The sequence below is a fragment of the Mycobacterium lehmannii genome, assembly GCF_001499925.1.
Lineage (GTDB): Bacteria > Actinomycetota > Actinomycetes > Mycobacteriales > Mycobacteriaceae > Mycobacterium > Mycobacterium lehmannii.
In genome coordinates, this window is sequence record NZ_LQIR01000067.1 from 181,180 (window position 1) to 206,537 (window position 25,358).

A 25,358-nucleotide genomic window follows, 5' to 3' on the forward strand; every position below is an offset into this window, starting at 1 on the left:
GCTACCAGAGCCTGCGCAGCGCGGCGGTGACGCGTCGGGCGCGGTCACGGGCGACGATCGGATCGGGAGCGGTCGCCAACGCCACCGCGAGCCGCCGCCTGTCCTCGGTCTCGTCGGGGCGGTTGAACAAGGCGACGTCGCTCTCGGCCACGGCGAGCGCCTCGGCGAGCACCGCCTGCGGATCCTGTCCGCTTGGTGGCCTCGCCTCCGCGCCGGCGTAGACGATCTCCGCGGCGGCGGGCGAGATCATGATCGTGTCGACGGGCAGCCCCAGGATTGCGCGGGCGTGCAATTCGAACTCCGAGAGCCGCTGCGAGCGCAGCGTGACCATGCCGCTGTCATGCGGCCGCGGGCGCACGTTGTCGAAGTACACCTCGTCGCCTCGCACCAACAGTTCGACACCGAACACGCCGCGACCGCCCAGCGAGTTCACGATGCGCGCGGCGATCGACTTCGCGGCATCCAGGGCGGCAGGCGCCAACCGCTGCGGCTGCCAGGACTCGAGCACATCGCCGTCGGCCTGCCGGTGCCCGATGGGCTCACAGAAGTGCACCGCGGGTCCCGTCGGTCCGACCGTGCGGATCGTCAGCAGCGTGACCTCGAAATCGATCTCGACCACCGACTCGACCATCACGCGGTTGTGCGGTATCCGGCCCGCGGCGACCGCGCGCTGCCACGCAGGCTCGACGTCCTCGGCGCGCACCAGCACCGACTCGCCCTCACCCGCGGCCGACGCGATGGGCTTGACCACCAACGGAAAACCCGCGTGCTGGACGACCGCGCCGAGTTCCTCGGTCGATCCGGCGAACCAGAACGGCGCGGTGGGCAGGCCCAGCTCGTCGGCGGCCAACCGGCGCAGGCCCTCCCGATCCAGGGACAGCCGGGTGCTGCGCGGGGTCGGGAACACCTCGGCGACGCCGCGTTCGGCGACGGCGATCAGCGCGTCGGCGGCGATGACACCGCCCTCGGCCACCACGTAGCGCGGATTTTCCCGCTCGATGAGCGCGGTCAGTTCCTCCGCGTCGTTCATCTTCGCGACGACCGGGCGGTCGGCGACACCGTGCGCCGGGGCGTCGGCGTAGCGATCCACCGCGATGACCTCGGCGCCCAACCGCTGGAACGCCAACACCAGCTCCCGGCTCAGTTCGCCCGAGCCGAGCAGCATCACCGAGGATGCGCCGGGGGTACCGGCGACCGGTTCGGGGTCGGTCACCGGATCACCGGGATCGACCGCTGCCTGCGGGGTATCAGTCATCGGGGCTCCAGCCTGCCAGACGTCATCGCGGACCGGCCACCGCCATCGGACAGGTGTGCCTCAGTTCGGGATGACGGACTGTTCCAGCTGGGTACGGAATTGCCGCATGGCGTCGATGAGTGCGGTGAACGTGCGATGTGCGGCGGCCAGCTCGTCCTCCGACAAATCCGCCAACGCGTCGCGGGTGCGTTCACCGAGCGGTGTGAAGAACCCTCGGGCGACGTCCACTCCGTGATCCGCCACACGCAGGATCACTTTTCGGCGGTCCCGCGGGTCCGACTCTTTACGGAAGTGACCGGAAGCGATCATCCGCTCGACGAGGTAGGTGATCGCCGCAGCCGACATGCCCATCCGCCTGCGCAGGTCCCCCGCAGTCAACGGAACACCCTCGGTCTCGGCAACCATCACATGCAGTAACGCACGAAAGTCGTTGGCCGCGACATCATGTCGACTCGCAAAGAGCCTGCCGATCTCGTCGGATTCGGCGTTCATCGCGCGCACATCGGCGGCGATCGTCGCCTCCAGCGCGTCGCGGTCCTCTGACACGCCGAAAGCATAGGCCGAGTCGGCCGGGGTGGTTTGATTGTTAGTTAAGTTTTTGAAATATTCGTAAGCATGTCCCGCCGCATCTCCTGGATACTCGCGGTGCTCGTGGTGTTCGTGTCGGGCGCACTGATGGGCCTCGTCGGCAGCGACGACTCGAGCGCGCGCTCACCGGTGCCCGTACCCGACTCCGCCGAGTCCGCGCGCGCCGACGCCCTGCGCGCCGAGTTCCCCGGCGGAGACCGCGTTCCCGCGATCGTCGTGATCACCCGTACCGACGAGACGCCGCTGAGCCCGGCCGACATCGACACCGTCAGGCAGAAATGGCCCTCGGCGCAGCTGTCCGAAGACGGTGCAGCCGCGCTGGCGGTGGTGCCGATGGACGCCGACCTCTCCGGGTTCGAACTCACCGACGCGGTCGAGAAGGTGCGTGCGGAGTCCGCCGAGGGGTTGCCCGCCGACCTGCGCAGCGAGGTCACCGGCGGGCCCGCATTCGGCGCCGACATCGCGAACTCGTTCTCCGGCGCCAATTTCACGCTGCTCGCGGTGACCGCCACGGTGGTCGCACTGCTGCTGATCATCACCTACCGCTCACCCGTGCTGTGGCTGGTGCCGCTCGCCGTGATCGGATTCGCCGACCGGGTGGCCGCCGTGCTCGGCGCCGCCGTCGCCCAAGCGGTCGGCATGAGCCCGGACGGTTCGACCTCGGGCATCACCAGCGTTCTCGTGTTCGGTGCGGGTACCAACTACGCGCTGCTGCTCATTTCGCGGTACCGGGAAGAGTTGGGCCGCACCGAAAACCATTACGACGCACTGGACACCGCGGTGCGCCGGGCCGGCCCGGCGATCATCGCCAGCAATGCCACGGTGGTGCTGGCGCTGCTCACGCTGGTGTTCGCGTCGTCTCCGAGCGTGCGTAGCCTGGGCGTTCAAGCCGCAGCGGGCCTCATCGTTGCCGCGGTGTTCGTCCTGCTGGTGTTGCCACCGCTGCTCGGCCTGTTCGGCAAGCGCTTGTTCTGGCCGTTCATCCCCAAGATCGGCGACCGGGTACTGACCGACAGCGGCATCTGGCACCGCATCGCCGAGGCGGTGGCCCGCAGGCCCGGCTCCGTCGCGACGATCGCGATCGGCGGTCTGGCGGTGCTTTGCATCGGGCTGGTCGCCACCCCGATCGGGTTGTCGCAGACCGAACAGTTCCGGGTACAGGCCGAGTCGGTCAGCGGATACTCGCGGTTGGCCGACCACTTCCCGAGCGGCCTGACCGACCCCACCCGCGTCATCGGGTCCACCGACCGCGCCGCTGAGGTGCAGCGCGCGATCACCGAGACACCCGGCGTGGTGTCGGCCAGCCCCGCAGGGCAGACCCCCGACGGTCTGACGCAGTGGTCGGTCGTGCTCGACGCCGAACCCGCCTCGGATGAGGCGTTCGAAACCGTTGATGCGCTTCGTGATTCGGTGCGCTCCGCCGATCCGGAGGCGTTGGTCGGCGGTTCGGACGCCACCGCCCGCGACGCCAGCGCCGCTGCATCCCGCGACCGGGCGGTCGTGGTACCGGCCATCCTGGTCGTGGTGCTCGCTGTGCTGTACGTGTTGCTGCGCGCCGCGCTGGCACCGCTGATCCTGGTGGCGGTCACGGTGTTGAGCGCGCTGGCCGCGCTGGGCCTCGGCGGCTGGGCCAGCGTGCACGTGTTCGGCTTCCCCGCACTCGACAACACCACACCGCTGTTCGCGTTTCTGTTCCTGGTGGCGCTCGGGGTGGACTACACGATCTTCCTGGTCACCCGCGCGCGTGAGGAGACTCCGGAGCACGGCACGCGCGGCGGGATCGTGCGCGCGGTGTCCGCGACCGGAGCGGTGATCACCAGCGCAGGCATCGTGTTGGCCGCGGTGTTCTGCGTGCTCGGCGTGCTGCCGTTGATCGTGCTCACCCAGATCGGCATCATCGTCGGCCTTGGCATCCTGCTCGACACCTTCATCGTGCGCACCGTGATCATCCCCGCGCTGTTCACGCTCATCGGACCGCGCATCTGGTGGCCCGCGCTCAAGGGGCAGGACGCCGAAAGGGACGCTTCGGTCGATTCGCGCGGGTGAAAGCGGCCATACCGTCGGTCTCGGCGACGCCGTATCACGGCGGGTAGCGTCGGGTCATGACGCAAGCACCGGAGCTGCCGCCTCTGCATATGCGTCGCGACGCCTTCGATCCCACCCCTGCGCTGGCCGAGATTCGCGACACCACCGGTGTTCGCACGGTGGTCAACGCCTTCGGTATGACGGTGTACCTGGTCACCCGGCACGACGACGTCAAGATGGTGCTGTCCGACCACGAGAGGTTCTCCAACGGCCGCCCTCCGGGATTCGTCGTCCCCGGCGCTCCGACGTTGTCGGAAGAAGAGCTCGCCAGCGCCCGGGCCGGCAACCTGCTCGGTCTGGACCCGCCCGAGCATCAGCGGCTGCGCCGTATGCTCACCCCGGAGTTCACGATCCGCCGGATCAAACGGCTCGAACCTCGCATCGTCGAGATCGTCCAGACACACCTGGACATGATGGAAACCGCCGGAGCCCCCGCAGATCTCGTCGAGCACTTCGCGCTGCCGATCCCGTCGCTGGTCATCTGCGAACTGCTCGGGGTGCCCTACGAGGACCGGGACGACTTCCAGCACCGCAGCGCGCGCCAGCTCGACTTGTCGCTGCCGTTCACCGAGCGCCTCGAGTTGCAGCGGGCCGGGCGGGCCTACATGCGGTCGCTGGTCGAACGGGCACGGCGACAGCCCGGCGACGACATCCTCGGCATGTTGGTTCGCGAACACGGCGCCGAGCTCACCGACGACGAACTCGTCGGCATTGCCGGGCTGCTGCTGCTCGCCGGCCACGAGACCACCTCCAACATGCTCGGCCTTGGCACGCTGGCCCTGCTGCGCCATCCCGAACAACTCGCCGTCGTCCGCGACGACCCCGACGCCGTCGGCCCCGCGGTCGAGGAGCTGCTGCGCTGGTTGTCCATCGTGCACACCGCGATACCGCGCATCACCACCACCGACGTCGAGATCGCGGGTGTCGCGATCCCGGCCGGGCAGCTGGTGTTCGCGTCGCTACCGTCGGGCAACCGCGATCCCGACTTCATCGACGACCCGGATGTGCTCGACATCGGCCGCGGCGCCGCCGGACATCTCGCCTTCGGGCACGGTGTGCACCACTGCCTCGGGGCGCCGCTGGCCCGGATGGAGATGCGGATCGCGTTTCCCGCTCTGCTGCAACGTTTTCCGGCACTGCGGCTGGCCGAGGACTTCGCCGATGTGCAGTTCCGGTCGTTCCACTTCATCTACGGTCTCAAATCGCTATCAGTGGATTGGAGGTGACGGTTGTGAAGGTGCACGCCGAGCGCGACGTCTGCATTCAGGCGGGCAACTGCGTGATGTCGGCCGGCGCCGTTTTCGACCAGGACGACGACGGCATCGTCGTGGTGCTGGTCGATGAGGTGCCAGACGATGAGCTCGACCACGCCCGCGAAGCCGTGAAGCTCTGCCCGGCACAGGCTTTGCGGCTCGTCGATTAGTGAGGGCCGGGTCGGTGCGCGAGGAGTTGCACGCTGACGACCAGGACCCACGCCGGGAAGATCAGCACCGACCACATGCTCAGGTCGGCGGCCAGTAGCACCGCCACCGCCACGACGTAGGTGGCGATGCTCAACCACCGCGGCATCAGCCGCGTCCGCAGCCAGATCGTGGCCAGCGAGATCATGAACACCGCCGCCATGCGCAACGCGTAGGTCTTCGAGATCGTCATCAGCGTCATCTGTCCGAAGGCGGCGACACCGGGATACGCTGCCGCGCCGCTATGTTCGAGACCCACACCCAAGGCGACGGCGACGAACATCATCGCCAAGAACAGCAGGCCGCTTCCGAGGAATACGGTCGCGAAGAACTTGTCCTCATAGCGCCCCATGCCGTCCCGCAGGACGCCCATGAACCAGAGGAACGCGATCCCCGCGAACGGCATCAAAATCGCCGCGATCCGCATGTTGACGCTGTGCTCAGCCACCCACTGCGAACCCGGCTCCCGGCCCTCGGGTAGGGCAATGCGGATCAGCACCAGCGCCGTCGCGAACAACAGCGCGAACGCGACACCGGCCAGGGCGGCCGAGCGAGGGGCGGTCAGGCTTGGAGGCCGCGGACCGGTGTCGTCGGTTGTCACGCCATCGGCCTCACGGCTGACCGGCGAGCAGCTGGATCATCAACCCGTTCGCCTCGGCGAGCAGGTTGTCGTCGGGGTCGCGCAGCTCGGCGTTGACGAACGCCTTGCGTCCCTGGGCTTCCCGCAGCCAGCCGCGGGCCGACAGCTCGGTGTCGATCGGGGTCACCTTGCGGTAGTCGACGTGCAGGAAGCCGGTGCGGCTGATCGGCCGGCCGACGGCGTGGATCACCATGCCGAACACCGAGTCGAACAGCAACGGCAGCACACCGCCGTGCACGGCGGAGTTGCCTCCGACGTGATACCGGCTGAACTGGACCTTGAGGGTGACCCCGGTCGGGTCGAGCTCCACCTCCCGGTACGGCGGCATCAGCAGGCTGCCCGCGCCGGGCAGCGACGGCACGCGGTTGGCCGGGCCGACACCTTCGGCGGCGCGGAAGGGGTCGAGAAGTGCGACCAAGGCCTCGGCCTGGTCGGCGGCTCGGTCCCAGGTGTCGCTGTCCGGATCGGCCGACACCGCGAGGTCTTGTGCGCGCCGCATCGCCGTGAGGAACCGGCCGAATCCCGGCCCGGGCTCGGCCCGTTGATAGTTCGGGAATCCGCCGTGCTTGTCGTAGTCGGGATCCTCGAGGTGCGGATCCGTCATCGCGGTCGGCTCTTCGCGCAAGCGTCCCCCGCAAGCGGGCGGTGCCCCCACCTCACGGCTGGGCCAGGATATCGCGACGCACGATCGTCTGGTCTCTGCCCGGGCCCACGCCGATACACGAAACATGCGCCCCGGCAAGCTCTTCGACCCGCAGTACGTAGTCGCGCGCCTTGGCGGGCAGGTCGTCGAACTCGCGCGCTCCGGAGATGTCCTCCCACCAACCGGGCAGCTCTTCGTAAATCGGCTCGGCAAGCGCGATCTCGGACTGGGTCATCGGCATGTCGTCCAGACGCCGGCCGTGCACCCGGTATCCGACACACACCGGCACGGTCTCCAGGCTGGACAGCACGTCGAGTTTGGTGAGGAAGTAATCGGTGATGCCGTTGACCCTGGTGGCATATCGGGCGATGACGGCGTCGAACCAACCGCACCTGCGTCGCCGGCCGGTCGTCACGCCGAACTCGCCACCGGTCTTGGACAGGTACTCGCCCTTTTCGTCGAACAGCTCAGTGGGGAACGGACCCGAGCCGACGCGCGTCGTATAGGCCTTGAGGATTCCGAGCACCGTGGTGATCCGGGTGGGCCCGATGCCCGACCCCACCGCGGCGCCACCGGCCGTCGGATTCGACGACGTCACATAGGGATACGTGCCGTGGTCCACGTCGAGCAGGGTGCCCTGAGAGCCCTCGAGCAGCACCGTCTCGCCGTTCTCCAGCGCCGTGTTGAGCAGATAGCGGGTGTCGGCGATGCGATGCATGAAACCCTCGGCCTGGTTGAGCAGGCTGTCGACCACCTCGGCGGCGTCGAGCGCCTTGCGGTTGTAGACCTTGACCAGCACCTGGTTCTTGAAGTCCAGTGCGGCCTCGATCTTCTCGGCCAGCAACGCGGGGTCCAGCACGTCGGCCATGCGGATGCCGATCCGGGCGATCTTGTCCTGGTAGCAGGGGCCGATACCGCGGCCGGTGGTGCCGATCTTCTTGCTGCCCGCATACCGCTCGACGACCTTGTCGATCGCGACGTGATACGGCATCAGAAGGTGTGCGTCGGCGGAGATCAGCAGGCGCTCGGTGTCCACGCCGCGGTCGACGAGTCCCTGCAGTTCGGTGAGCAGCACCCCTGGGTCGACCACCACGCCGTTGCCGATGACGTTGGTCACGCCCGGGGTGAGGATGCCCGACGGGATCAGGTGCAGGGCGAAGTTCTCACCGGTCGGCAGTACGACGGTGTGGCCGGCGTTGTTGCCGCCCTGGTAGCGCACCACCCACTGGACGCGTCCACCGAGCAGGTCGGTGGCTTTACCTTTGCCCTCGTCGCCCCATTGCGCGCCGATGAGCACGATTGCCGGCATGACTTGGTCCTCGCAATTCCGGCTACCCTTGCACCCAAAACCTTGTTGCAGCCGGTGAGACACCCTATCCCAGCAACTTGCGAGGAGCCGAACTTGAGCACCGCTGAGGTCGTGGTGTTGCGTTTCGGCCGACGTCGGATACCGGCCGCGCTGCGCGGCCTGCCGGTTGCCGAGACACCGGATACCCCCTGCCGTCGCCTCGTCGTCGTCGGCTCCGAGGCCGATGTGGCGACGGTGCTGACCCGACTGCTGCGCACCGATCGGCTCGGTGTCGAGGTGGCCCACGTGCGCAGGCCGTGGCACGCGCGCCGGGCACTGCGCGGCGGTGCCACGCGGGTGCCGCTCATCCGTGACGACCGGGGAGCCGCGCTTGTCGGCGCCGCGTTCTGGCTCGGTGAGAGCGAGCTCGAAAAGGGCTCGCCGCCCGCCGAGCTGATCGGCGAGGCCGTGGTCGACGACGAGGTGCTCTTCGACGGAACGGCGACCGGAGTGCGCATCGAACCGATACCGACGATGCCCGGACTCCGCGCGGCCGTGTTGTCGCGTCGCATGCGGCCGCAACGGTGGGTGACGGGACGGGCGGCCCAGCTCGGCACCACCGGCGCCATCGTGGTCCGCGACGGCGTCAAGGCGGCCCGTCCGGTGAAGCGCTCGACGTTCTACCGGCACACCGAAGGCTGGCTGCGGGTGCGCTGACCTCGGGTAGCTTCGACCTGTGAGCGTTCGTCCGCTGCACCAGTCGGTGCGGCCCAGCCCGGTGTTCCTGGCGATCGTGGCGGCCACCGTGGCTGGCGGCGTACTGGCATGGGTGTGCGCGACGGAGATCTCGCGACCGCTGGCCTATGTCGGGGTGTTCACGTTCGTGATCGCGGGCTGGTTGGTGTCGCTGTGCGTGCATGAGTTCGCGCACGCCTACACCGCATGGCGGTTCGGCGACCGCGACGTCGCGGTGCGCGGCTACCTCACGCTCAACCCGCTCAAGTACTCCAACCCACTGTTGTCGATCGGGCTACCGGTCGCGATCATCGCGATCGGCGGGATCGGCCTGCCCGGCGGGGCGGTGTATGTCCACACCGGCTGGATGACCCGACGCCAGCGCACACTGGTCAGCCTTGCGGGACCGTCCACCAACCTGGTGTTTGCGGTGCTGCTGCTGGTGCTGACGAGCGTGCTTTACAACCCCGCGCACGGCGTCTTCTGGGCCGGCATGGCGTTCCTGGGCTTCCTCCAGGTCACCGCGTTCGTGCTGAACATGCTGCCGGTACCCGGACTGGACGGGTACGGCGCGCTCGAACCGCACCTGAGCCCGCAGACCCAGCGAGCGGTGGCTCCGGCCAAGCAGTGGGGCCTGCTGGTCTTGCTGCTGCTGCTCTTCACCCCCGGACTCAACACGTGGTTCTGGCAGGTGGTGCTGTGGTTCTTCGACTTCACGGGCGTGCCGCGCCCGCTGGTGTGGCTGGGCAGCGATCTGACCCGGTTCTGGTCGGCCTGGTTCTGATCCCGCCGCGATGAGCGCCGGCCGGCCACCTCCTTGCAACATATGCGTCTTTCCGCATATATTGCTGGCATGGGTGCCGGTCACGATCACAGCAGAGGCGACACCCGGGTCAGCCGGATGGCGGTCGCCGCGGCGATCCTGACCGCCTTCTTCGTGATCGAGCTCGTCACGGCGCTGATGATCAACTCCATCGCGCTGTTGGCGGACGCCGGCCACATGCTGACCGATCTGGTCGCGATGTTCATGGGCCTGACCGCGGTGCTGCTCGCCCGCAGGGGCAGCACCTCCCCCGCCCGCACGTACGGCTGGCACCGCGCCGAAGTGTTCACCGCCGTGGCCAACGCGGTGCTGCTACTCGGCGTCGCGGCGTTCATCCTCATCGAGGCGATCGAACGGATCGGGGACGCCCCCGAGGTCCCCGGTGTGCCGATGATCGTCGTGGCATTGGCGGGGCTGGTGGCCAACGCCGCGGTCGTGCTGCTGCTGCGCTCGCACTCCGAGACGAGCCTGGCCGTCAAGGGCGCCTACATGGAGGTCGTCGCCGACACCGTCGGCAGCATCGGCGTGCTGATCGCCGGCATCGTCACGGTCACGACGGGCTGGCCGTACGCCGACGTCGTGGTCGCGGTGTTCGTCGCGCTGTGGGTGTTGCCGCGGGCGTTCGCACTGGCGCGGGCCGCCTTGCGGATCTTGTCGGAGTCGTCGCCCGCTCACATCGACGTCGAGGAGTTGCGGACCGCCCTGTGCGCGGTCGAGGGCGTGACCGATGTGCACGATCTGCACGTGTGGACCCTGGTGCCGGGCAAGGACATGGTCACCGCGCATCTGACCAGCAACCGCGATTCGGCGCTCGTGCTCGATGATGCGCGTGCCGTGCTGACCGAACGCGGTCTGGATCATGCGACGGTTCAGGTGGAACCCGGCGACGGCACCGGGGACTGCAACTGCGAAGCGGAATAGTCAGGCGAGCCCGAGTTCGGCCCGCGCCGACGGATCGCAGTCGTCGAGCAGGTCCAGGCAGCGCTGGTTCTCGTCGGTCTCCCCGATCGCGTCGGCCGCACGGGCCAGCGCCGCGACACAGCGCAGAAATCCGCGGTTGGGTTCGTGACGGTAGGGCACGGGACCGAAGCCCTTCCAGCCGTTGCGGCGCAACTGATCCAGCCCGCGGTGATAGCCGGTGCGCGCATAGGCGTAGGCGGTGATCGCCCTGTCGTCGGAGAGCGCGTCCTCGGCCAGCGTCGCCCATGCGACCGACGCGGAGGGATGCGCGGCCGCCACGATCGCGGGCTTTTCCCCGGCGGCGAGTTCGGCTTCGGCGTCGCTGTCGCCGGGCAGCAGCACCGGATCCGGCCCCAGAAGATCACCCATCCCTGTCATGGCCCCCATTGTGCCGTGCGCGCCGCTGCGGGCGGCGCCGCACGGGGTCCGAGCGCGGACTGGGCAGCGGTGACTAAGCTTCCGGCCGTAGCGTCGTAAGGGAGGACCGTAACAGGCATGTCGAATCCATCAGGGCCTGACCAGCCGGAAGATGGTCCGGAAGGGTCGGACGCCTCGGACGTTGACGCCTCCGAGAACCCCGAAACACCCGAAAGCGACGATGCTCGGCCCGCCGACTCCGCTGACGACGATTCGCGGGCCGACGAGACCCGCGAGGTTCACGACGCCGACGCGGCCACCGAGGTGATCGAACCGCACGCCGATCACGAGCCCGCGACCGAGGTGATGTCGACCGCTCAACCGCACACCGAGTCGGTGCCGGGCGCCGAGCAGGGTGAGCGCCGATTCACCGCGCCCTCCGGATTCGATGCGGGCACGACCCAGAAGATCGACACGCCGGCGGAACCGGCCACCGAGGTGTTCTCCTCTCCCGGCGGCGCAGGAGAGCAGAAACCCGTTGCCCCACAGGTTATTCCGCCGCGTGGTGACGCTCCCGGACCTCCGCAGCAACGCCGCAGCTGGGGGTGGGTGGTGGCCGTGGTGCTGGTCATCGCCGCGCTGGTGGCGATCGCGGTACTCGGCACCGTGTTGTTGACCCGGGACTCGGATCCGGGGGCGTCGCAGGAGGAGATGGTCCGCAACACCATCGAGGAGTTCGACACCGCGATTCAGAGCGGCGACCTGGCGAAGTTGCGCAGTATCACCTGCGGCAGCAAGCGCGACAGCTACGTCAGATACGACGACAAGACGTGGGAGGAGATCCACGAACGGGTCGCCGCCGCAAAGCAATATCCGGTGGTCGCCAGCATCGACCAGGTGGTGATCAACGGTGACCACGCCGAGGCGAACGTGACCGCGTTCATGGCCTACGCGCCCCAGACCCGGTCGACGCGCAGCTTCGACCTGGAATTCCGCGACGACCAGTGGAAGATCTGCCAGGCGCCGCAATAGCGAGTTCGGTGTAGTTCGTCGCGCCGACCGTAACCAACTACACCGAAATCACGCGGCGGCGGTGACCGAACGGCCCGCGCTGTGCAGATCGCGGCACGCCTCGACGACGCGTTCGCTCATCGAGGCCTCCGCCTTCTTCAGGTAGCTGCGCGGATCGTAGGCCTTCTTGTCGCCGACCTCCCCGTCGATCTTCAACACCTTGTCGTAGTTGGTGAACATGTGCGCGGCCACCGGCCGGGTGAACGCGTACTGGGCGTCGGTGTCGACGTTCATCTTCACGACGCCGTAGCGCAACGCATCCTCGATCTCGGACTTCAGCGAGCCAGAACCGCCGTGGAAGACGAAGTCGAAAGGCTTTGCCTCCGAGGATAATCCAAGTTTGGCCGCGGCGACCTTCTGCCCCTCGTCGAGGATTTCGGGCCGGAGTTTGACGTTGCCCGGTTTGTACACGCCGTGCACGTTGCCGAACGTCGCGGCCAGCAGGTACCTGCCGTGTTCGCCTGCACCGAGCACCTCGACGGTCTTCTCGAAATCCTCGGCGGTGGTGTAGAGCTTGTCGTTGATCTCGTTGGCGACGCCGTCCTCCTCGCCGCCGACCACACCGATCTCGATCTCCAGCACGATCTTCGCCGCGGCGGCGTCCTTGAGCAGTTCGCGTGCGATCTCGAGGTTCTCGTCGAGCGGGACCGCCGAGCCGTCCCACATGTGCGACTGGAACAACGGCTGCCCACCGTCGGAAATCCGTTGCTGCGAGATGGCCAGCAGCGGCCGGACGTAGGTGTCGAGCTTGTCCTTGGGACAGTGGTCGGTGTGCAATGCCACGGTGATCGGATACCTGTCGGCGATGACGTGAGCGAACTCGGCGAGCGCAACCGCACCGGTGACCATGTCCTTGACCCCGAGGCCCGACGCGAATTCCGCTCCGCCGGTTGAGAACTGGATGATCCCGTCACTGCCGGCGTCGGCGAAGCCCTTGATGGCCGCGTTCACGGATTCCGATGACGTGCAGTTGATGGCCGGGAACGCGTAACCGTGCTCCTTGGCCCGGTCGAGCATCTGCGCGTACAGCTCGGGCGTTGCGATGGGCATGGGCCGTCCTCTCGCCGTTTCGGCGATTATCCCACCGCGACGCCCGGCTCACATGGTCAAGACCATGCGGTATCGGGCCCGGCCCTCCTCCATTGCGGCGTAGGCCTCGGCGGCCTCGGCCAGCGGGCGCTGCTCGATCCGGGCGCGCACCCCGCTCTGCACCGCGAAGTGCATCGTTTCCTCGACGTCACGCGAGGTGCCCGACGGATGGCCGCTGACGCTCAGACCGTCGGTGATCAGCTGGACCGGGGCGATCGGCAACGGGTCGGCGGTGACGCCGATGATGACGAGTTCACCCTGGGCCGCCAGCCCGCCCACGGTATCGGCCATCGCCTGTGAATTCGCCGCCGTCGCCAGCACCACGGCCGCACCGCCGAGGTCCTTGAGCGCCGCGGCGACGTCGACGGCCTTGGAGTCGATGTAGTGGTGAGCGCCGAGTTCGCGGGCGTCGGCCTCCTTGTCCGCACCGCGGGCGATCGCCACCGTCTCGAAACCCATCGCCCTGGCGAACTGCACACCGAGGTGACCGAGGCCGCCGACGCCGAGCACGGCGACGAGGTCACCGGACTTGGCTTTGGTCTGACGCAGCCCGTTGAAGGTGGTGACGCCCGCACAGCCCATCGGGGCGGCCTCGGCGAACGACAACCCCTCGGGGATGCGGGCCAGCGCGGTGACGGGCGCGGTGACCGATTCGGCGTAGCCGCCCGGATAGTGCCAGCTCGGCACCTGCATGCGCTCGCACTGCATGAACTGGCCCTTGCGGCACGGCACACATCGGTTGCAGTTGCCGCCGAACCATCCGACGGCCACCCGGTCACCGACCGCGAAGTCCTCGACGCCCTCGCCGACCTCGGCGATCGTCCCGGCGATCTCGTGGCCCAACGTGATCGGCCAGTTCAGGCCGGGAAATCCGCCGGTAACGAAGCCATGGTCGGTACCGCACACGCCGCACGCGACGACGGCGATGCGCACGTGCAGCGGCGGCGGGGAGGTGGTTTCGACGTCGGTCAGGGTGAGGGGACCGCCGACGGATTCAACGAGAACCGCCTTGTGAGTGGGCATAGGCAGACATTAGTGACGCAGCACCGGTGTACGCATCCCCTGCGCGCGCACGTGGGGCTCGGGAGCGGCGCCGGTATCTTGGGGAGCCATGACCACCCCCACACCGTCGATGGCGCTTGCGGCGACCGACCACCTGGCGCTGATGCCGGACTTCCTCGACCCGATGACGCTGCTGGGCTACTTCGGCACGTGGGCGCTGGTCGGGCTGCTGGTCGTCATCTTCGTCGAGTCCGGGGTGTTGTTCCCGATCCTGCCTGGCGATTCGCTGCTGTTCGTCGCGGGCATGTTGGCCGCGGGCACGGCCGCGCTGGCCGAAGGCGGCGGCGAGGTCATCAACTTCCAGCTCTGGCAGTTGCTGCTGTTCATCCCCATCGCCGCGGTGCTGGGCGGTCAGGTCGGCTACTGGATCGGGCGCAACATCGGCACCGCGATGTTCAAACCCGATGCACGGATCCTGAAACAGAAGTACCTCGAAGAGGCGCACGTGTTCTTCGAGCAGCGCGGACCGTTCGCGATCGTCATCGCCCGCTTCGTGCCGATCGTCCGCACGCTCGCCCCGCTGACGGCGGGCGCGGCCCGGATGAGCTATCCGGTGTTCACGTTGTTCAACGTGGTCGGCGCCGTCGTGTGGGGTGTCGGCCTGACCCTGCTCGGATATTGGCTCGGCCGGTTCGAAACCGTGCAGAAGCTGCTCGAGCCGATCGTGATCGCGATCGTCGTGATCTCGGTGCTGCCGATGTTCATCGAGTGGTACAAGCGGCGGCGCGCGGCCAAACGGGCCGGGATCGCCGCGCCCCCGCTCGACTCCACCTCCGGGGAGCAGCCGGGCTAGCGGGCTCGGCTGTTTTCGAGCGCGCGGATCAGGCTGGCGGCGTCCCACGGACCCTTGTGCCGTTTGCCGTTGATGAAGAAGGTCGGCGTCGAGTTCAGGTCCATCAACTCAGCGTCCTGGGCGTCGTCCTGAACGTGGTGGTAGACCGTCGACGAGTGCACCCGCACGTCCTGGTCGAATCGCTCGATATCGCAACCCGCGGCCACGGCGTAGCGATAGATGTCGGACCACTCCAGGTCGTCCTGGTGGCCGAACAGTTCGTGGGCCATCTCCCAGAACCTGCCCTGCAGCGCGGCGGCCTCGCTGGCCCGTGCGGCATCGAAGGCGCGGGGATGGACGCGCTCCAGCGGTAGGTGGCGCCACACGTAGCGCAGTTCGGCGCCGAAGTGCTCGCGCACCTCGTCGATGGCCCCGGTCGCGCGGCTGCAGAAGGGACACTCGAAGTCGCCGTACTCCACCAACGTCAGCGGGGCGTCGGGTTCGCCGGCGATGTGGTCCCGGTCCGGGTCGATCGGCCGCAACAGTTTGAGTCCGACCGGGTCCGGCGGGCTGAGCCGGTCGGTGATCCGGAAGATCAACCAGCCGAGGAAGAAGGCGATCACCGATGCGAGAAGCACGCCGATGATGGCCTGTTCTCGACGGCTCGGATCGTCGACCGCGATGTCGACGATGAAAAGCGAGATGGTGAAGCCGATTCCGGACAGCGCGGCACCGCCGGCGATCCGGCGCAGGGTGAGGCCCGGCGCCAGTTCACCGACTCCGCTTCGCTGCATGATCCATGTCGCGGCGGTGATGCCGATGAACTTGCCGACCACCAGACCGGCGACGACACCCCAGGTCAGCGGTGAGCGTAACGCCGCCGTGACAGTCTGGGCGTCGAGTTGGACACCGGCGTTGACCAACGCGAACAGCGGCAGCACCAGGAAGGACACATACGGGCCCACGCTCGTCTGAAGCCGCTCGTTGATCGAGATACTGTCGCGCAGACCGCGAGTCACCTCGCGGGCATAGCGGGAGTTCGGCGACTGCCGGAACGCCCGGATACGCGCGACGACCTCCTCGACCTGGCTGCGCTCGGGCGAGAACACCGGAATCAACAGGGCCACCGCCACGCCGGCCAGCGTCGGGTGCACACCGGCCATGTACAGGCTCACCCACAGGGAGAAGCCGAGCACGGCGTAGGCCGGTCCCCGGCCGGCGGGCATGAAGCGCACCACCGCGATCGTCGCAATCAGCGCCAGCGAGACCACAAGCGGCACAACGTCGATGCGATCGGAGTAGAACAGGGCGATCACGCACAGTGCACCGACGTCGTCGACGACGGCCAGAGTGAGCAGGAAGATCCGCAGCCGGGCCGGGAACTTGGGTTTGATGATTGCCAGCGCGCCGATCAAGAACGCGGTGTCGGTGGAGATCACCACACCCCACGCCTGCGCGTCCTGTCCGGATGGGTTGATCAACAAGAAGATCGCGGCGGGCACCACCAGGCCGGCGAACGCCGCCACCACAGGTACGGCGGCCCTGGCCCGATCGGTGAGCTCGCCGATGGCGAACTCGTGCTTGACCTCGAGGCCGACGATGAAGAAGAAGAACGCCATCAGACCGTCGTTGATCAGATGCTTGACGGTCAGCTCGAAGCGGTGCTCGGCGAAGGTGAACCCGACATGGGTGTCCAGCAGCGTCCAATAGCTGTGCGCCCACGGCGAATTCGCCCACAGCAGCGCCGCGAGGGTGAAGATCAGCAGCAGACCTGCCGCGGCGTTCTCCCCGGTCTTGGCCGCTTTGGTGCCGGCGCTGAACCGGGCGGGCAGCACGCGGGCGATGCGTAGACCGGCTTCGGTACTCACTCCCCCGCCACCGCGTGGGCGGCTTCCATCAGCATCCAGCCCGCCAGCTGCACCGACAGGTCGCGCTCGGGCACCTCGGAGGCGTTGACCGCGCCCTCGACGAACTGTGCCTGCTCGCCTGTGGCGGTGGGGATCTCGGCGGAGCGGTCCCAGAATGCGCTGAACAGCGGCAGCCCGTCGATCACCTGGCGGTTTTGCCATGCCGCCTCCGCGGAGGCCAGCACCAGCGAGCGGGCGGTGTCTCGGGCCGCCGCGTCGTCTTCGCCGTTCTGCGGCAGCGTGGTCGCGACGAGCGCGAGATAGCGGGCAAGGATGCCGTTGAACAGGCCACCGTCGCCACCGCCTGCGCCCTTGATGACGCCGTCGACCGCCATGTGTTCGGCGACCGCGGCGGTCAACCGGTGCACCCGGGCGGCGTGCTCGGGGTCGTCGGTGCGCGCCGCCAGTTCCGTTTCCAGCCCCAGCACCACGCCTTGGCAGTACGTGTACTGCGCGCGCACGAGCGAGCCGCCCTTGATGCCGTCGAACACGAGGTGGGTGTCCGGGTCGATCAGGGTTTCGTCGAGCCAGTCCGACATCTGCTGCGCCCGGCGCAATCGGTCGTAGCGGGCCAGGAAGATCGCGGCCGGGCCGTTGGCGGGCGCGTTGAAGAACTGGTCCTGTTTGCGCCAGGGGATGCCGCCGCCGTCTTCGGGCACCCACGCGTTCATGAACTGCTCGGAGAGTTTCTTCAGCGCCTTGGGCCGCTCGACGGATGCGAGCGCGGTCGCGCGTTCGAGCGCCAGCGCCAGCCACGCCATGTCGTCGTAGTAGTCGTTGACCCACGAGAAGTTGTTGCGCAACCGGTGTGCGCGGATCTGGCGCGCGATCGCCGTTTGCCGGTCGGGCCGGGGGTCGCGCAGTTGGGCGTCGACGAGGTTGTCGAGCAAATGCGCCTGCCACCAGTAGTGCCATGTCCCGAACAGCCGGTGCTGCCGCGTCGCGGGCCAGGCGACGACGCCCAGTTGAGTGCCCGGCAGGCCCCACAGCCGTCTGATGTGTCGGGTGGCGATCGCGGCCTCAGCGCTGGCTGCGCGGTTGGCCCAGAGCTGATCCATGGTGTCGATCCTGCCCTACCAGGCCGCCGAAAGGTCCCCGTGTTGGGTGATCCAGGTGTGCATCGCGATACCTGCGGCGACGCCGGCGTTGATGCTGCGTGTCGACCCGAACTGGGCGATGGACACGGTCATGGCGGCGCCGGCCCTCGCCTCGGGGGTGATCCCCGGCCCCTCCTGGCCGAAGACCAGCAGGCAGTCGCGCGGCAGCGGGGTGGTTTCGATGCGCACCGCCCCCGGGATGTTGTCGACGGCGACGACCGTCAGGCCGGCGTCGGCCGCGTGGGCGAGCAGCGCGGCGGTGGTGTCGTGGTGACGCAGCCGTTGGTAACGGTCGGTCACCATCGCGCCGCGACGGTTCCACCGTCGCCTGCCGACGATGTGCACGGTGTCGACGGCGAACGCGTTCGCGGTGCGCACGACCGCGCCGATGTTGGCGTCGTTGCCGAAGTTCTCGATCGCGATGTGCAGGGCGTGCCTGCGCTCGTCGATGTCGGCGATGATCGCTTCGCGTGTCCAATAGCGGTACGCGTCAACGACATTGCGGGTGTCCCCGTCACGGAGCAAGCCCGGGTCGTAGCGCGGGTCGTCGGGCGGGGGCCCCTGCCACGGGCCGACGCCGGGCGCCTCGCCCCATTCGGTGGGGCCGGCGACTTCGGGTTCCGGTGGGTCAGTCATCCTTCGTCCAGAGCGCGGCGTGGGTACCGACGAGCGAAACGGTCGCGTACAGCAGCGCCTTGTTGATCTCGCCCTGGGTGCACAGCGACGCCCGCACCTGGACGGCGTCGCGGGAGGCATCGGGAAGCACCAACACCGAGGCGCCGTAGACGTCGCATGCGTGGCTCAGCCCGGGCGCCGGCAGTGTCGGCGACACCAGCACCATCGCCGGCCCACCCCGCTGCTGCGAGACCTCGCGGTATTGCTCTGCCACACCGCTGATCTCGAGACCGATCAGCATGTAGCCGTTTCCGGTGAACGCGTTCGGGTCGCCCAGCGCCGCCGGGGCGAGCATGGCGCCGTCGGCGCGGAAGGCATCCAGGCTCGTGGTGCGGATCGACAATCCGGTGTCGGTGTCCCTGACCGCGGGCAGTCCGACGGGGAAGGCCGCGGGGTGGGCGACGGTGGTGCCCGGTGTCCGGTCGCGCGGCGAGTAGGCGTACACGCCGCGCACCTGCACCTGGTCACGCGCGGGCCCTATGCAGACCGTGCCGGTGAGGCGGTCGGGCGTGGGGGCCGAGAGTGGTTGCAGCTCAAGGTTGGTCGCATCGCGACAGCTTCCGATACCGTTGGCCTCGATCGGGTGCGCGAGCGCGCCGTACAGGCCGAACCGGATGTCTTCCGGCTTGGCGTGCGGCCCGTCGGCATCCGCCGGTGACGCGTCGACGTCGAACAGCACGTAGTCGCCGTCGAAGCGCAGGTTCGATATCGACATGTTCCAGCCCAGTGTGGCAAGGGATTCGCCGATGGTGGCGGTCTGCGCGCCGTAGGGGCGAATCGACGCATCGTCTGTGGAGCATGCCGATGCCGCGACGACGACGATCGCGGTCAGCGCCGCGATCAGCGCACGCACGTACGCGGTGCCCTATGTCCGACCACGGCCTCGGCCCACGACTTTGGTCATGGCGCGCACCAGGTTTCGCGGCACCACCCGTCCTGCGGTGGTGAGCACCTTGTACTGCACACCGGGGATGATCACGACCTTCCCCTTCGCGACGGCGGCCATCGTCTCGCGAACCACGTCGTCGACCTCGAGCCAGAACCACGACGGTGTGCCGTCCATGTCGATGCCCGCCCGCTGGTGGAACTCGGTGCGCACGAAGCCCGGGCACAGCGCGTGCACTCCGACGCCGGTGCCGCCCAGGCCGTTGGCGAGTCCTTCGGAGAATGCGACCACCCAGGACTTGGAGGCCGAATACGTCGACCCGCGGCCGGGTACCAGGCCGGCGACGCTCGCGACGTTGATCACCGTGCCGCGCGCGGCGTCCAGCATCGGGGGCAGCGCCGCGTGCGTCAGCTGCATGACGGCGGTGACGTTGACGTCGAGCTGCGATTGCAACAGTGAGTAGTCCGCGCTCCAGAACTCGCCGGACGTTCCGAAACCGGCGTTGTTGACCAGCACCTGAACACCCGCGGCGAGCCGGTCGGCCACCTTGGCGCGGTCGGCGGCCTCGGCCAGGTCGGCGGTGAGCACCTCGACGGCCGCACCGCCGTCGCGCAGTTCGGCGGCAAGGCGCTCGAGCCTGGTCGCGTCGCGTGCTACGAGCACGAGATCGTAGCCGTCGCGGGCGAACCTGCGCGCAAAGCCCGCGCCGATGCCGGACGTCGGTCCGGTGATCAGGGCGACGGGGCGAGACATGGCTTCAGGCTACTTCCCCCGGTCGCGAGCTCCGGGCGCCACTTACCGCTGATAGTGCGGTGACTGCCGTCCGTTGCGCGGCGGTTGACGCCGTGCGTCGGGCCGGGGCGGCTGCTGGGGGTAGCGCGCCTCGGGGCGGGCCGGAGCGTCGACGCCCGGTGCCGGTTCGCGGCCGGACGGGGTGAGCGGGCGGCTGGGCGACCCGCTTCGCCGGGCCAGCGCGCCCTGGCTGCCCTGCGCCATGGCCTGTGGGGTCGGCGGCAGGACGCGCAGAAGGTCGTTGAACTGGCGCACGGTGCGCAGACCCTCGTCCCACTGCGCGCGCGTGCTGGTCACCGGCATGGAGACCAGCGTCCAGTGCTCCTCGTTCCACATGATTTCGGCACAGTCGGGGGCGGTGTGGGCGAATGTCACCATCCGCCGGTCGCACGCACGTCGGGCGGCATCGAGATTGGTGGAGTAGACCATGCGCGGGCCGATCGCCCCGAGCAGCCAGATGTCGTTCTCTCGCGGCTCTTTGATGCCCTTGAGCCGCAGGTCGACGACGACGTTGGTGCCGACCTTGCGGTGCAGGGCGATCACCGTCGCGACGTCTTCGAGGTCGAAGATGAACACCGCTTCGCCGCGGATCTGCCCGAGGACCACGTTCTTCGCGGCGACCTCGCCGACCGTCGACATCACGCCGCGCTTCCAGCGTTGGACGATGTCGGTCGACTCGTGTTCGTAGTCGAAGCCGTGTGACTTCGCCCAGGACTTGCGTCGACGCCCCAAGCCGCGTCGACGGTCGATGTCGACGTAGAGCAGCACGGCCGCACCGACGAAGCAGAGCGCGGACAGCGTGAACCAAAGCGGGACCATTGCGCTCTAGCCTACGTGCAGGTGGCGCCGAATCCCGAACTCATCCTGGTCACAACCCGGCATCTGCCAATATCCGCCGCGCGAAATTGCATTCCAGCAGGTGTCTACTCGACATTTCGCTGCCGGAATGCAATTTCGCGGCGGAACGACGGGCGTCAGCCCAGCACCAGTGAGTCGCCGTCGGCGCTGAGGTTGACCGGAACGATGTCGCCGTCGTGCACGTCGCCTGCCAGCAGCAGCTTGGCCAGCTGGTCGCCGATCGCCTGCTGGATCAGCCTGCGTAGCGGGCGGGCGCCGTAGAGCGGGTCGAAGCCGCGCTCGGCCAACCACTTCTTGGCGGGTAGGGACACCTCGAGGGTGAGCCTGCGCTGCTCCAACCGCTTGGCCAGCTGCTCGAGCTGGATGTCGACGATGTGCACCAGCTCCTCGGGGTTCAGCCCGTCGAAGATGATCACGTCGTCGAGCCGGTTGATGAACTCCGGCTTGAACGCCCCGCGCACGGCGGCCATCACCTGCTCCTCGGTACCGCCGGCACCCAGGTTCGACGTCAGGATCAGGATCGTGTTGCGGAAGTCGACCGTGCGGCCCTGGCCGTCGGTCAGCCTGCCCTCGTCGAGCACCTGCAACAGCACGTCGAACACGTCCGGGTGGGCCTTCTCGATCTCGTCGAACAGGATCACCGTGTACGGGCGACGCCGCACCGCCTCGGTCAGCTGACCGCCCTGGTCGTAGCCGACGTAGCCGGGAGGCGCGCCGACCAGGCGGGCCACCGAGTGCTTCTCGGCGTACTCGCTCATATCGATGCGGACCATCGCGCGCTCGTCGTCGAAGAGGAACTCCGCCAGCGCCTTGGCCAGCTCGGTCTTACCGACACCGGTCGGGCCCAGGAACATGAACGAACCCGTCGGTCGGTTCGGGTCGGCGACACCGGCGCGGCTGCGCCGCACGGCATCAGAAACAGCCTGCACGGCCTTCTTCTGCCCGACGACGCGCTTGCCCAGCTCGTCCTCCATGCGCAGCAGCTTGGCCGTCTCGCCCTCGAGCATCCGGCCCGCGGGGATACCGGTCCAGGCCGACACCACGTCGGCGATGTCGTCGGGTCCGACCTCCTCCTTGAGCATGACGTCCTCGCGCGCCTCGGCGTGCGGGAGCGCCGCGTCGAGCTTCTTCTCCACCTCGGGGATGCGGCCGTACCGCAGTTCGGCGGCCCGCTCCAGGTTGCCGTCGCGTTCGGCGCGGTCGGCCTCGCCGCGCAGCGACTCGAGCTGCTCCTTGAGCTCGCGGACGATGTCGATGGCGTTCTTCTCGTTCTGCCACCTGCTGGTTAGTTGGGCCAGCTCCTCCTTCTTATCGGCCAGTTCGCCGCGCAGCTTCTCCAGCCGCTCCTTGGAGGCGGCGTCCTCTTCCTTCGACAGCGCCATCTCCTCGATCTCGAGGCGGCGCACCAGCCGCTCGACCTCGTCGACCTCGACGGGCCGCGAGTCGATCTCCATGCGCAGCCGGGACGCGGCCTCGTCGACCAGGTCGATGGCCTTGTCCGGCAGGAACCGCGAGGTGATGTAGCGGTCGGACAGCGTCGCGGCTGCCACCAACGCGGAGTCGGTGATGCGCACACCGTGGTGCACCTCGTAGCGGTCCTTGAGCCCGCGCAGGATGCCCACGGTGTCCTCGACGGACGGCTCACCGACATAGACCTGCTGGAAGCGGCGCTCCAGCGCGGCGTCCTTCTCGATGTACTTGCGGTACTCGTCGAGCGTGGTCGCGCCGACCAGGCGCAGCTCACCGCGGGCCAGCATCGGCTTGATCATGTTGCCTGCGTCCATCGAACCCTCGCCGGTGGCGCCGGCGCCGACGATCGTGTGCAGCTCGTCGATGAACGTGATGATCTGACCCGCCGAGTTCTTGATCTCGTCGAGCACGGCCTTCAGCCGCTCCTCGAACTCACCGCGGTACTTCGAGCCGGCGACCATCGAGCCCAGGTCCAGGCTGACGACGGTCTTGTCGCGCAGGCTTTCCGGCACGTCGCCCGCCACAATGCGCTGGGCCAGGCCCTCGACGATCGCGGTCTTGCCGACGCCGGGCTCGCCGATCAGCACCGGGTTGTTCTTGGTGCGACGGGACAGCACCTGCACGACGCGACGAATCTCGGTGTCGCGCCCGATGACCGGGTCCAACTTGCCCTCGCGGGCCCTTGCGGTCAGATCGGCGGAGTACTTCTCCAAGGCCTGGTAGCTGCCCTCGGGGTCCGGGCTGGTGACGCGGGCGCTGCCGCGCACCTTGACGAACGCCTCGCGCAGCGCCTGCGGGGAGGCGCCGTGGCCGCTGAGCAGCTTCGCGGTATCCGAGTCGCCTGCGGCGGCCGAGCCGCCCAACCCTCCGGCCAGCCCGACCATCAGGTGTTCGGTCGAGACGTACTCGTCGTCCATCTCGGTCGCCAGGTTCTGGGCGGCGGTGATCGCGGCCAGCGCCTGCGGAGCGAGCTGCGGCTGCGACGCCGCGCCGCTGGCGCTGGGTAGCCGGTCGAGGAGTCGCTGCGCTTCCGCGCGGATCGTCGCGGGTTCGACGCCGACGGCCTCGAGAAGGGGTGCGGCAATGCCGTCGTTCTGGGTCAGCAGAGCCATCAATAGGTGCGCAGGCGTGATCTGCGGGTTGCCCGCGGACGTGGCTGCCTGCAATGCCGCGGTCAGCGCCGCCTGCGTCTTGGTCGTCGGGTTGAACGAGTCCACGACACCTCCCTTTCTGTGGGTACGTGAGCTTGGCGAAAATGCTTGTCGGATAGTTCAACGCCGTCAATGTTGAGTCTGTTCCGCTCAAGTCTAGTCAATTTTCCGCGCTCCCGACGCGGCCACGACCAGCTTCCCAAACAACACGCCGCACAGCTGTCACAGTTTTCACAGCTGTATCAGCGAGGCTTGTCCCATGCGTCGCCCCACCGCCGTGCTCGCGGGCTTCGCGCTGAGTGCAGTTGTCTCATCAGTGCTGGCCGGGCCTGCGTCCGCGGCCAGCGACGAAGATCAGGTCCGCGCGGTCCTCGCCGGGATGAACGGCTCGTACAACCGGGCGGATTTCGACTCGTTCGCCGCATACGTCTGTGCACCGATGCGCGGGGCGGCGGGGTTCGAGGACGGGTGGTACGCCAGCCGCAAGGCCGACGGTCCCACCCGGATCTCGGTCAGCTCGGTGACGGTCGCGGGCGAACCCGCGGCGTCGGCCGTCGCCACGGTGCGGTTCGCCGCAGCGAACCAGCCCAGCGCCAAGACCTTCGACATCGACTTCCGGCGCGAGGGCGGCGAGTGGAAGGCCTGCCGGTACCACCCGGCGCGATCGATCTGACCGTGACAGACGACGCCGCCACGGTCATCATCGGCCAGCGGGTCCGCACCGGCAAGGAGCAAGAGTTCGAGAAGTGGCAGCGCGACCTCAACCGCGAGGCCTCCCGGTACACCGGCTTCCTCGGCGCCGAGGTCAACCCGCCCACCGCCGTTCAACCCGAATGGGTGGTGGTCTACCGGTTCGATTCGGTCGCTCACCTGCAGGCCTGGCTCAACAGCGCCACCCGACAGGACGCCCTGAGCGCGGGCCGGCAGTACTTCGACGGTCCGGCCACCCAGCAGGTCGTCGGCAGTCGCACCAAGACAGACGATGCCCTGGTGACCGCGGTCGTCAGCCATCGGGTCAGCGCCGACGATGTCGACGATTTCCTCGCATGGCAAGAGCGACTTCGCCTGGCCGAGAACACGTTTCCCGGCTTTCGCGGTAGCGAGCTGTTCCGCCCCGTTCCGGGGGTACAGGACGAGTGGACCGCGATCTACCGCTACGACACCGCAGCCGACCTCGACCGTTGGCTGGCCTCGAAACAGCGGCGCGAACTCCTTGCCGAGGGCGAGAGGTTCTCCGACTTCGAACTGCGCACCGTCGACAATTCGTTCGGCAGCTGGTTCGCCTTCGACGAGCACGGCAGACCGGCCCCACCACCCTCGGATCTCAAGACGTCGATCGCGGTGTGGGTCGGGCTGTATCCGACGGTCATGTTGCTCACCATCGCCCTGTCCCCGCTGCGCCTGCCGTTGTGGTTGAACCTGCTCATCGGAAACCTGTTGTCCAGCTTGATCATCAGCTTCGTAGTCATGCCGTACTACGTGAACCCACTTCTGAAGCACTGGCTGCGTCCGCCGCCGGACGCGTCCCTGGCACGGACCAACGCGCGGGGCCTCGCGACCGTGGCGATCGTCATGTTGTTCTGGGCGCTGACGTTCCACCTCGCGACGGTGGTCTTCTACCGTTTGCACTGACACCGATCCCGGCGCGCCGCGACGCGCGCATGGCGCTGTTGAACCGCACCGGCAGCGGGCAT

25 protein-coding genes are annotated in these 25,358 nt (G+C 68.2%); 10 read left to right on the top strand and 15 right to left on the bottom strand.

Features of this window, described 5'->3' with window-relative positions; genetic code table 11:
* Position 1: 1 nt before the first annotated feature.
* Positions 2 to 1,255, bottom strand: coding sequence for a formate-dependent phosphoribosylglycinamide formyltransferase (gene purT / locus AU192_RS22895; RefSeq protein WP_064399805.1), 1,254 nt, complete (start codon positions 1,253 to 1,255; stop codon positions 2 to 4).
* A 60-nt stretch (positions 1,256 to 1,315) separates the two neighbouring features.
* Positions 1,316 to 1,801 (bottom strand): MarR family winged helix-turn-helix transcriptional regulator, encoded by a 486-nt coding sequence (locus AU192_RS22900; RefSeq protein WP_242657002.1) that lies wholly within the window; start codon positions 1,799 to 1,801, stop codon positions 1,316 to 1,318.
* Between the two features lie 69 nt (positions 1,802 to 1,870).
* Here AU192_RS22900 and AU192_RS22905 point away from each other — a divergent pair, with 69 nt between their 5' ends.
* The 3 genes from AU192_RS22905 to AU192_RS22915 are packed head-to-tail and all read left to right on the top strand — an operon-like array spanning position 1,871 to position 5,351.
* A complete protein-coding gene (locus AU192_RS22905; protein ID WP_064399806.1) occupies positions 1,871 to 3,889 on the top strand; it encodes an MMPL family transporter in 2,019 nt (672 codons plus the stop codon).
* Between the two features lie 56 nt (positions 3,890 to 3,945).
* Positions 3,946 to 5,154 carry a cytochrome P450 gene (locus AU192_RS22910; protein WP_064399807.1) on the top strand — a complete coding sequence of 403 codons (1,209 nt, stop codon included), beginning with the start codon at positions 3,946 to 3,948 and terminating at the stop codon, positions 5,152 to 5,154.
* A gap of 5 nt (positions 5,155 to 5,159) precedes the next feature.
* The gene (locus AU192_RS22915; protein ID WP_064399873.1) at positions 5,160 to 5,351 is read left to right on the top strand and encodes a ferredoxin; all 192 of its coding nucleotides are present in this window, start codon (positions 5,160 to 5,162) and stop codon (positions 5,349 to 5,351) included.
* Here AU192_RS22915 and AU192_RS22920 read toward each other — a convergent pair.
* The 3 genes from AU192_RS22920 to AU192_RS22930 are packed head-to-tail and all read right to left on the bottom strand — an operon-like array spanning position 5,348 to position 7,980.
* Positions 5,348 to 5,953 carry a hypothetical protein gene (locus tag AU192_RS22920; RefSeq protein ID WP_064399874.1) on the bottom strand — a complete coding sequence of 202 codons (606 nt, stop codon included), beginning with the start codon at positions 5,951 to 5,953 and terminating at the stop codon, positions 5,348 to 5,350. The genes AU192_RS22915 and AU192_RS22920 overlap by 4 nt on opposite strands.
* 46 nt (positions 5,954 to 5,999) lie before the next feature.
* Positions 6,000 to 6,632: a PaaI family thioesterase gene (locus AU192_RS22925; protein WP_064399808.1), complete on the bottom strand. Its 633-nt coding sequence runs from the start codon at positions 6,630 to 6,632 to the stop codon at positions 6,000 to 6,002.
* Between the two features lie 52 nt (positions 6,633 to 6,684).
* Positions 6,685 to 7,980 (bottom strand): adenylosuccinate synthase, encoded by a 1,296-nt coding sequence (locus tag AU192_RS22930; RefSeq protein ID WP_064399809.1) that lies wholly within the window; start codon positions 7,978 to 7,980, stop codon positions 6,685 to 6,687.
* A 93-nt stretch (positions 7,981 to 8,073) separates the two neighbouring features.
* Between AU192_RS22930 and AU192_RS22935 the strand changes: the two genes are divergently transcribed.
* The 3 genes from AU192_RS22935 (at position 8,074) to AU192_RS22945 (ending at position 10,438) form a co-directional block, all read left to right on the top strand.
* Positions 8,074 to 8,676, top strand: a complete 603-nt coding sequence (locus tag AU192_RS22935) for a type 2 periplasmic-binding domain-containing protein (RefSeq protein ID WP_064399810.1) — start codon at positions 8,074 to 8,076, stop codon at positions 8,674 to 8,676.
* Positions 8,677 to 8,695: 19 nt separating this feature from the next.
* Entirely contained in the window at positions 8,696 to 9,478 is a 783-nt protein-coding gene (locus AU192_RS22940; RefSeq protein WP_064399811.1) for a site-2 protease family protein, read from the top strand.
* A gap of 69 nt (positions 9,479 to 9,547) precedes the next feature.
* Entirely contained in the window at positions 9,548 to 10,438 is an 891-nt protein-coding gene (locus AU192_RS22945) for a cation diffusion facilitator family transporter (protein WP_064399812.1), read from the top strand.
* Here the strand turns inward: AU192_RS22945 and AU192_RS22950 are convergent, their stop codons facing one another.
* Positions 10,439 to 10,855, bottom strand: a complete 417-nt coding sequence (locus AU192_RS22950) for a DUF3151 domain-containing protein (RefSeq protein ID WP_064399875.1) — start codon at positions 10,853 to 10,855, stop codon at positions 10,439 to 10,441.
* Positions 10,856 to 10,972: 117 nt separating this feature from the next.
* On the opposite strand from AU192_RS22950, the gene AU192_RS22955 reads away from it, so the two are divergent.
* Complete coding sequence (locus AU192_RS22955) at positions 10,973 to 11,866, top strand: Rv0361 family membrane protein (protein WP_064399813.1); 894 nt, start codon at positions 10,973 to 10,975, stop codon at positions 11,864 to 11,866.
* Between the two features lie 48 nt (positions 11,867 to 11,914).
* On the opposite strand, the gene fbaA is transcribed toward AU192_RS22955, so the two are convergent.
* Together fbaA and AU192_RS22965 are read right to left on the bottom strand one after the other, a co-directional pair.
* Positions 11,915 to 12,955, bottom strand: a complete 1,041-nt coding sequence (gene fbaA, locus AU192_RS22960) for a class II fructose-bisphosphate aldolase (protein ID WP_064399814.1) — start codon at positions 12,953 to 12,955, stop codon at positions 11,915 to 11,917.
* Between the two features lie 48 nt (positions 12,956 to 13,003).
* Positions 13,004 to 14,017: an alcohol dehydrogenase catalytic domain-containing protein gene (locus tag AU192_RS22965; RefSeq protein WP_064399815.1), complete on the bottom strand. Its 1,014-nt coding sequence runs from the start codon at positions 14,015 to 14,017 to the stop codon at positions 13,004 to 13,006.
* 88 nt (positions 14,018 to 14,105) lie between these two features.
* On the opposite strand from AU192_RS22965, the gene AU192_RS22970 reads away from it, so the two are divergent.
* The gene (locus AU192_RS22970) at positions 14,106 to 14,849 is read left to right on the top strand and encodes a DedA family protein (RefSeq protein WP_064399816.1); all 744 of its coding nucleotides are present in this window, start codon (positions 14,106 to 14,108) and stop codon (positions 14,847 to 14,849) included.
* Here the strand turns inward: AU192_RS22970 and nhaA are convergent.
* From nhaA to clpB, 7 genes are all read right to left on the bottom strand, one after another.
* Positions 14,846 to 16,696: a Na+/H+ antiporter NhaA gene (nhaA, locus tag AU192_RS22975; RefSeq protein ID WP_064399817.1), complete on the bottom strand. Its 1,851-nt coding sequence runs from the start codon at positions 16,694 to 16,696 to the stop codon at positions 14,846 to 14,848. The two genes, AU192_RS22970 and nhaA, sit on opposite strands and share 4 nt — an antisense overlap.
* A complete protein-coding gene (locus AU192_RS22980; RefSeq protein ID WP_064399818.1) occupies positions 16,693 to 17,793 on the bottom strand; it encodes a glycoside hydrolase family 76 protein in 1,101 nt (366 codons plus the stop codon). Before AU192_RS22980 ends, nhaA begins: the two co-directional genes overlap by 4 nt.
* A gap of 15 nt (positions 17,794 to 17,808) precedes the next feature.
* Positions 17,809 to 18,468, bottom strand: a complete 660-nt coding sequence (locus tag AU192_RS22985; RefSeq protein WP_064399819.1) for a TrmH family RNA methyltransferase — start codon at positions 18,466 to 18,468, stop codon at positions 17,809 to 17,811.
* Positions 18,461 to 19,360, bottom strand: a complete 900-nt coding sequence (locus tag AU192_RS22990; RefSeq protein ID WP_064399820.1) for a hypothetical protein — start codon at positions 19,358 to 19,360, stop codon at positions 18,461 to 18,463. Before AU192_RS22990 ends, AU192_RS22985 begins: the two co-directional genes overlap by 8 nt.
* A 12-nt stretch (positions 19,361 to 19,372) precedes the next feature.
* The gene (locus tag AU192_RS22995; RefSeq protein ID WP_064399821.1) at positions 19,373 to 20,146 is read right to left on the bottom strand and encodes an SDR family NAD(P)-dependent oxidoreductase; all 774 of its coding nucleotides are present in this window, start codon (positions 20,144 to 20,146) and stop codon (positions 19,373 to 19,375) included.
* A gap of 42 nt (positions 20,147 to 20,188) precedes the next feature.
* Complete coding sequence (gene ttfA, locus AU192_RS23000; RefSeq protein WP_064399822.1) at positions 20,189 to 21,004, bottom strand: trehalose monomycolate transport factor TtfA; 816 nt, start codon at positions 21,002 to 21,004, stop codon at positions 20,189 to 20,191.
* Positions 21,005 to 21,159: 155 nt separating this feature from the next.
* Positions 21,160 to 23,730, bottom strand: a complete 2,571-nt coding sequence (clpB, locus tag AU192_RS23005) for an ATP-dependent chaperone ClpB (RefSeq protein ID WP_064399823.1) — start codon at positions 23,728 to 23,730, stop codon at positions 21,160 to 21,162.
* Between the two features lie 193 nt (positions 23,731 to 23,923).
* Between clpB and AU192_RS26035 the strand changes: the two genes are divergently transcribed.
* Both AU192_RS26035 and AU192_RS26040 read left to right on the top strand, forming a co-directional pair.
* Entirely contained in the window at positions 23,924 to 24,337 is a 414-nt protein-coding gene (locus AU192_RS26035; RefSeq protein WP_064399824.1) for an Rv0361 family membrane protein, read from the top strand.
* The gene (locus tag AU192_RS26040) at positions 24,334 to 25,296 is read left to right on the top strand and encodes an antibiotic biosynthesis monooxygenase (RefSeq protein WP_423202730.1); all 963 of its coding nucleotides are present in this window, start codon (positions 24,334 to 24,336) and stop codon (positions 25,294 to 25,296) included. The genes AU192_RS26035 and AU192_RS26040 overlap by 4 nt, the downstream gene beginning before the upstream one ends.
* Positions 25,297 to 25,358 lie beyond the last annotated feature (62 nt).

Coding starts and splice junctions, on each gene's coding strand:
- purT (WP_064399805.1), bottom strand. CDS start 1,255: ATGACTGATACCCCGCAGGCAGCGGTCGATCCCGGTGATCCGGTGACC.
- AU192_RS22905 (WP_064399806.1), top strand. CDS start 1,871: ATGTCCCGCCGCATCTCCTGGATACTCGCGGTGCTCGTGGTGTTCGTG.
- AU192_RS22910 (WP_064399807.1), top strand. CDS start 3,946: ATGACGCAAGCACCGGAGCTGCCGCCTCTGCATATGCGTCGCGACGCC.
- AU192_RS22925 (WP_064399808.1), bottom strand. CDS start 6,632: ATGACGGATCCGCACCTCGAGGATCCCGACTACGACAAGCACGGCGGA.
- AU192_RS22930 (WP_064399809.1), bottom strand. CDS start 7,980: ATGCCGGCAATCGTGCTCATCGGCGCGCAATGGGGCGACGAGGGCAAA.
- AU192_RS22945 (WP_064399812.1), top strand. CDS start 9,548: ATGGGTGCCGGTCACGATCACAGCAGAGGCGACACCCGGGTCAGCCGG.
- AU192_RS22950 (WP_064399875.1), bottom strand. CDS start 10,855: ATGACAGGGATGGGTGATCTTCTGGGGCCGGATCCGGTGCTGCTGCCC.
- AU192_RS22955 (WP_064399813.1), top strand. CDS start 10,973: ATGTCGAATCCATCAGGGCCTGACCAGCCGGAAGATGGTCCGGAAGGG.
- fbaA (WP_064399814.1), bottom strand. CDS start 12,955: ATGCCCATCGCAACGCCCGAGCTGTACGCGCAGATGCTCGACCGGGCC.
- AU192_RS22965 (WP_064399815.1), bottom strand. CDS start 14,017: ATGCCCACTCACAAGGCGGTTCTCGTTGAATCCGTCGGCGGTCCCCTC.
- AU192_RS22970 (WP_064399816.1), top strand. CDS start 14,106: ATGACCACCCCCACACCGTCGATGGCGCTTGCGGCGACCGACCACCTG.
- AU192_RS22980 (WP_064399818.1), bottom strand. CDS start 17,793: ATGGATCAGCTCTGGGCCAACCGCGCAGCCAGCGCTGAGGCCGCGATC.
- AU192_RS22985 (WP_064399819.1), bottom strand. CDS start 18,468: ATGACTGACCCACCGGAACCCGAAGTCGCCGGCCCCACCGAATGGGGC.
- AU192_RS22995 (WP_064399821.1), bottom strand. CDS start 20,146: ATGTCTCGCCCCGTCGCCCTGATCACCGGACCGACGTCCGGCATCGGC.
- ttfA (WP_064399822.1), bottom strand. CDS start 21,004: ATGGTCCCGCTTTGGTTCACGCTGTCCGCGCTCTGCTTCGTCGGTGCG.
- AU192_RS26035 (WP_064399824.1), top strand. CDS start 23,924: ATGCGTCGCCCCACCGCCGTGCTCGCGGGCTTCGCGCTGAGTGCAGTT.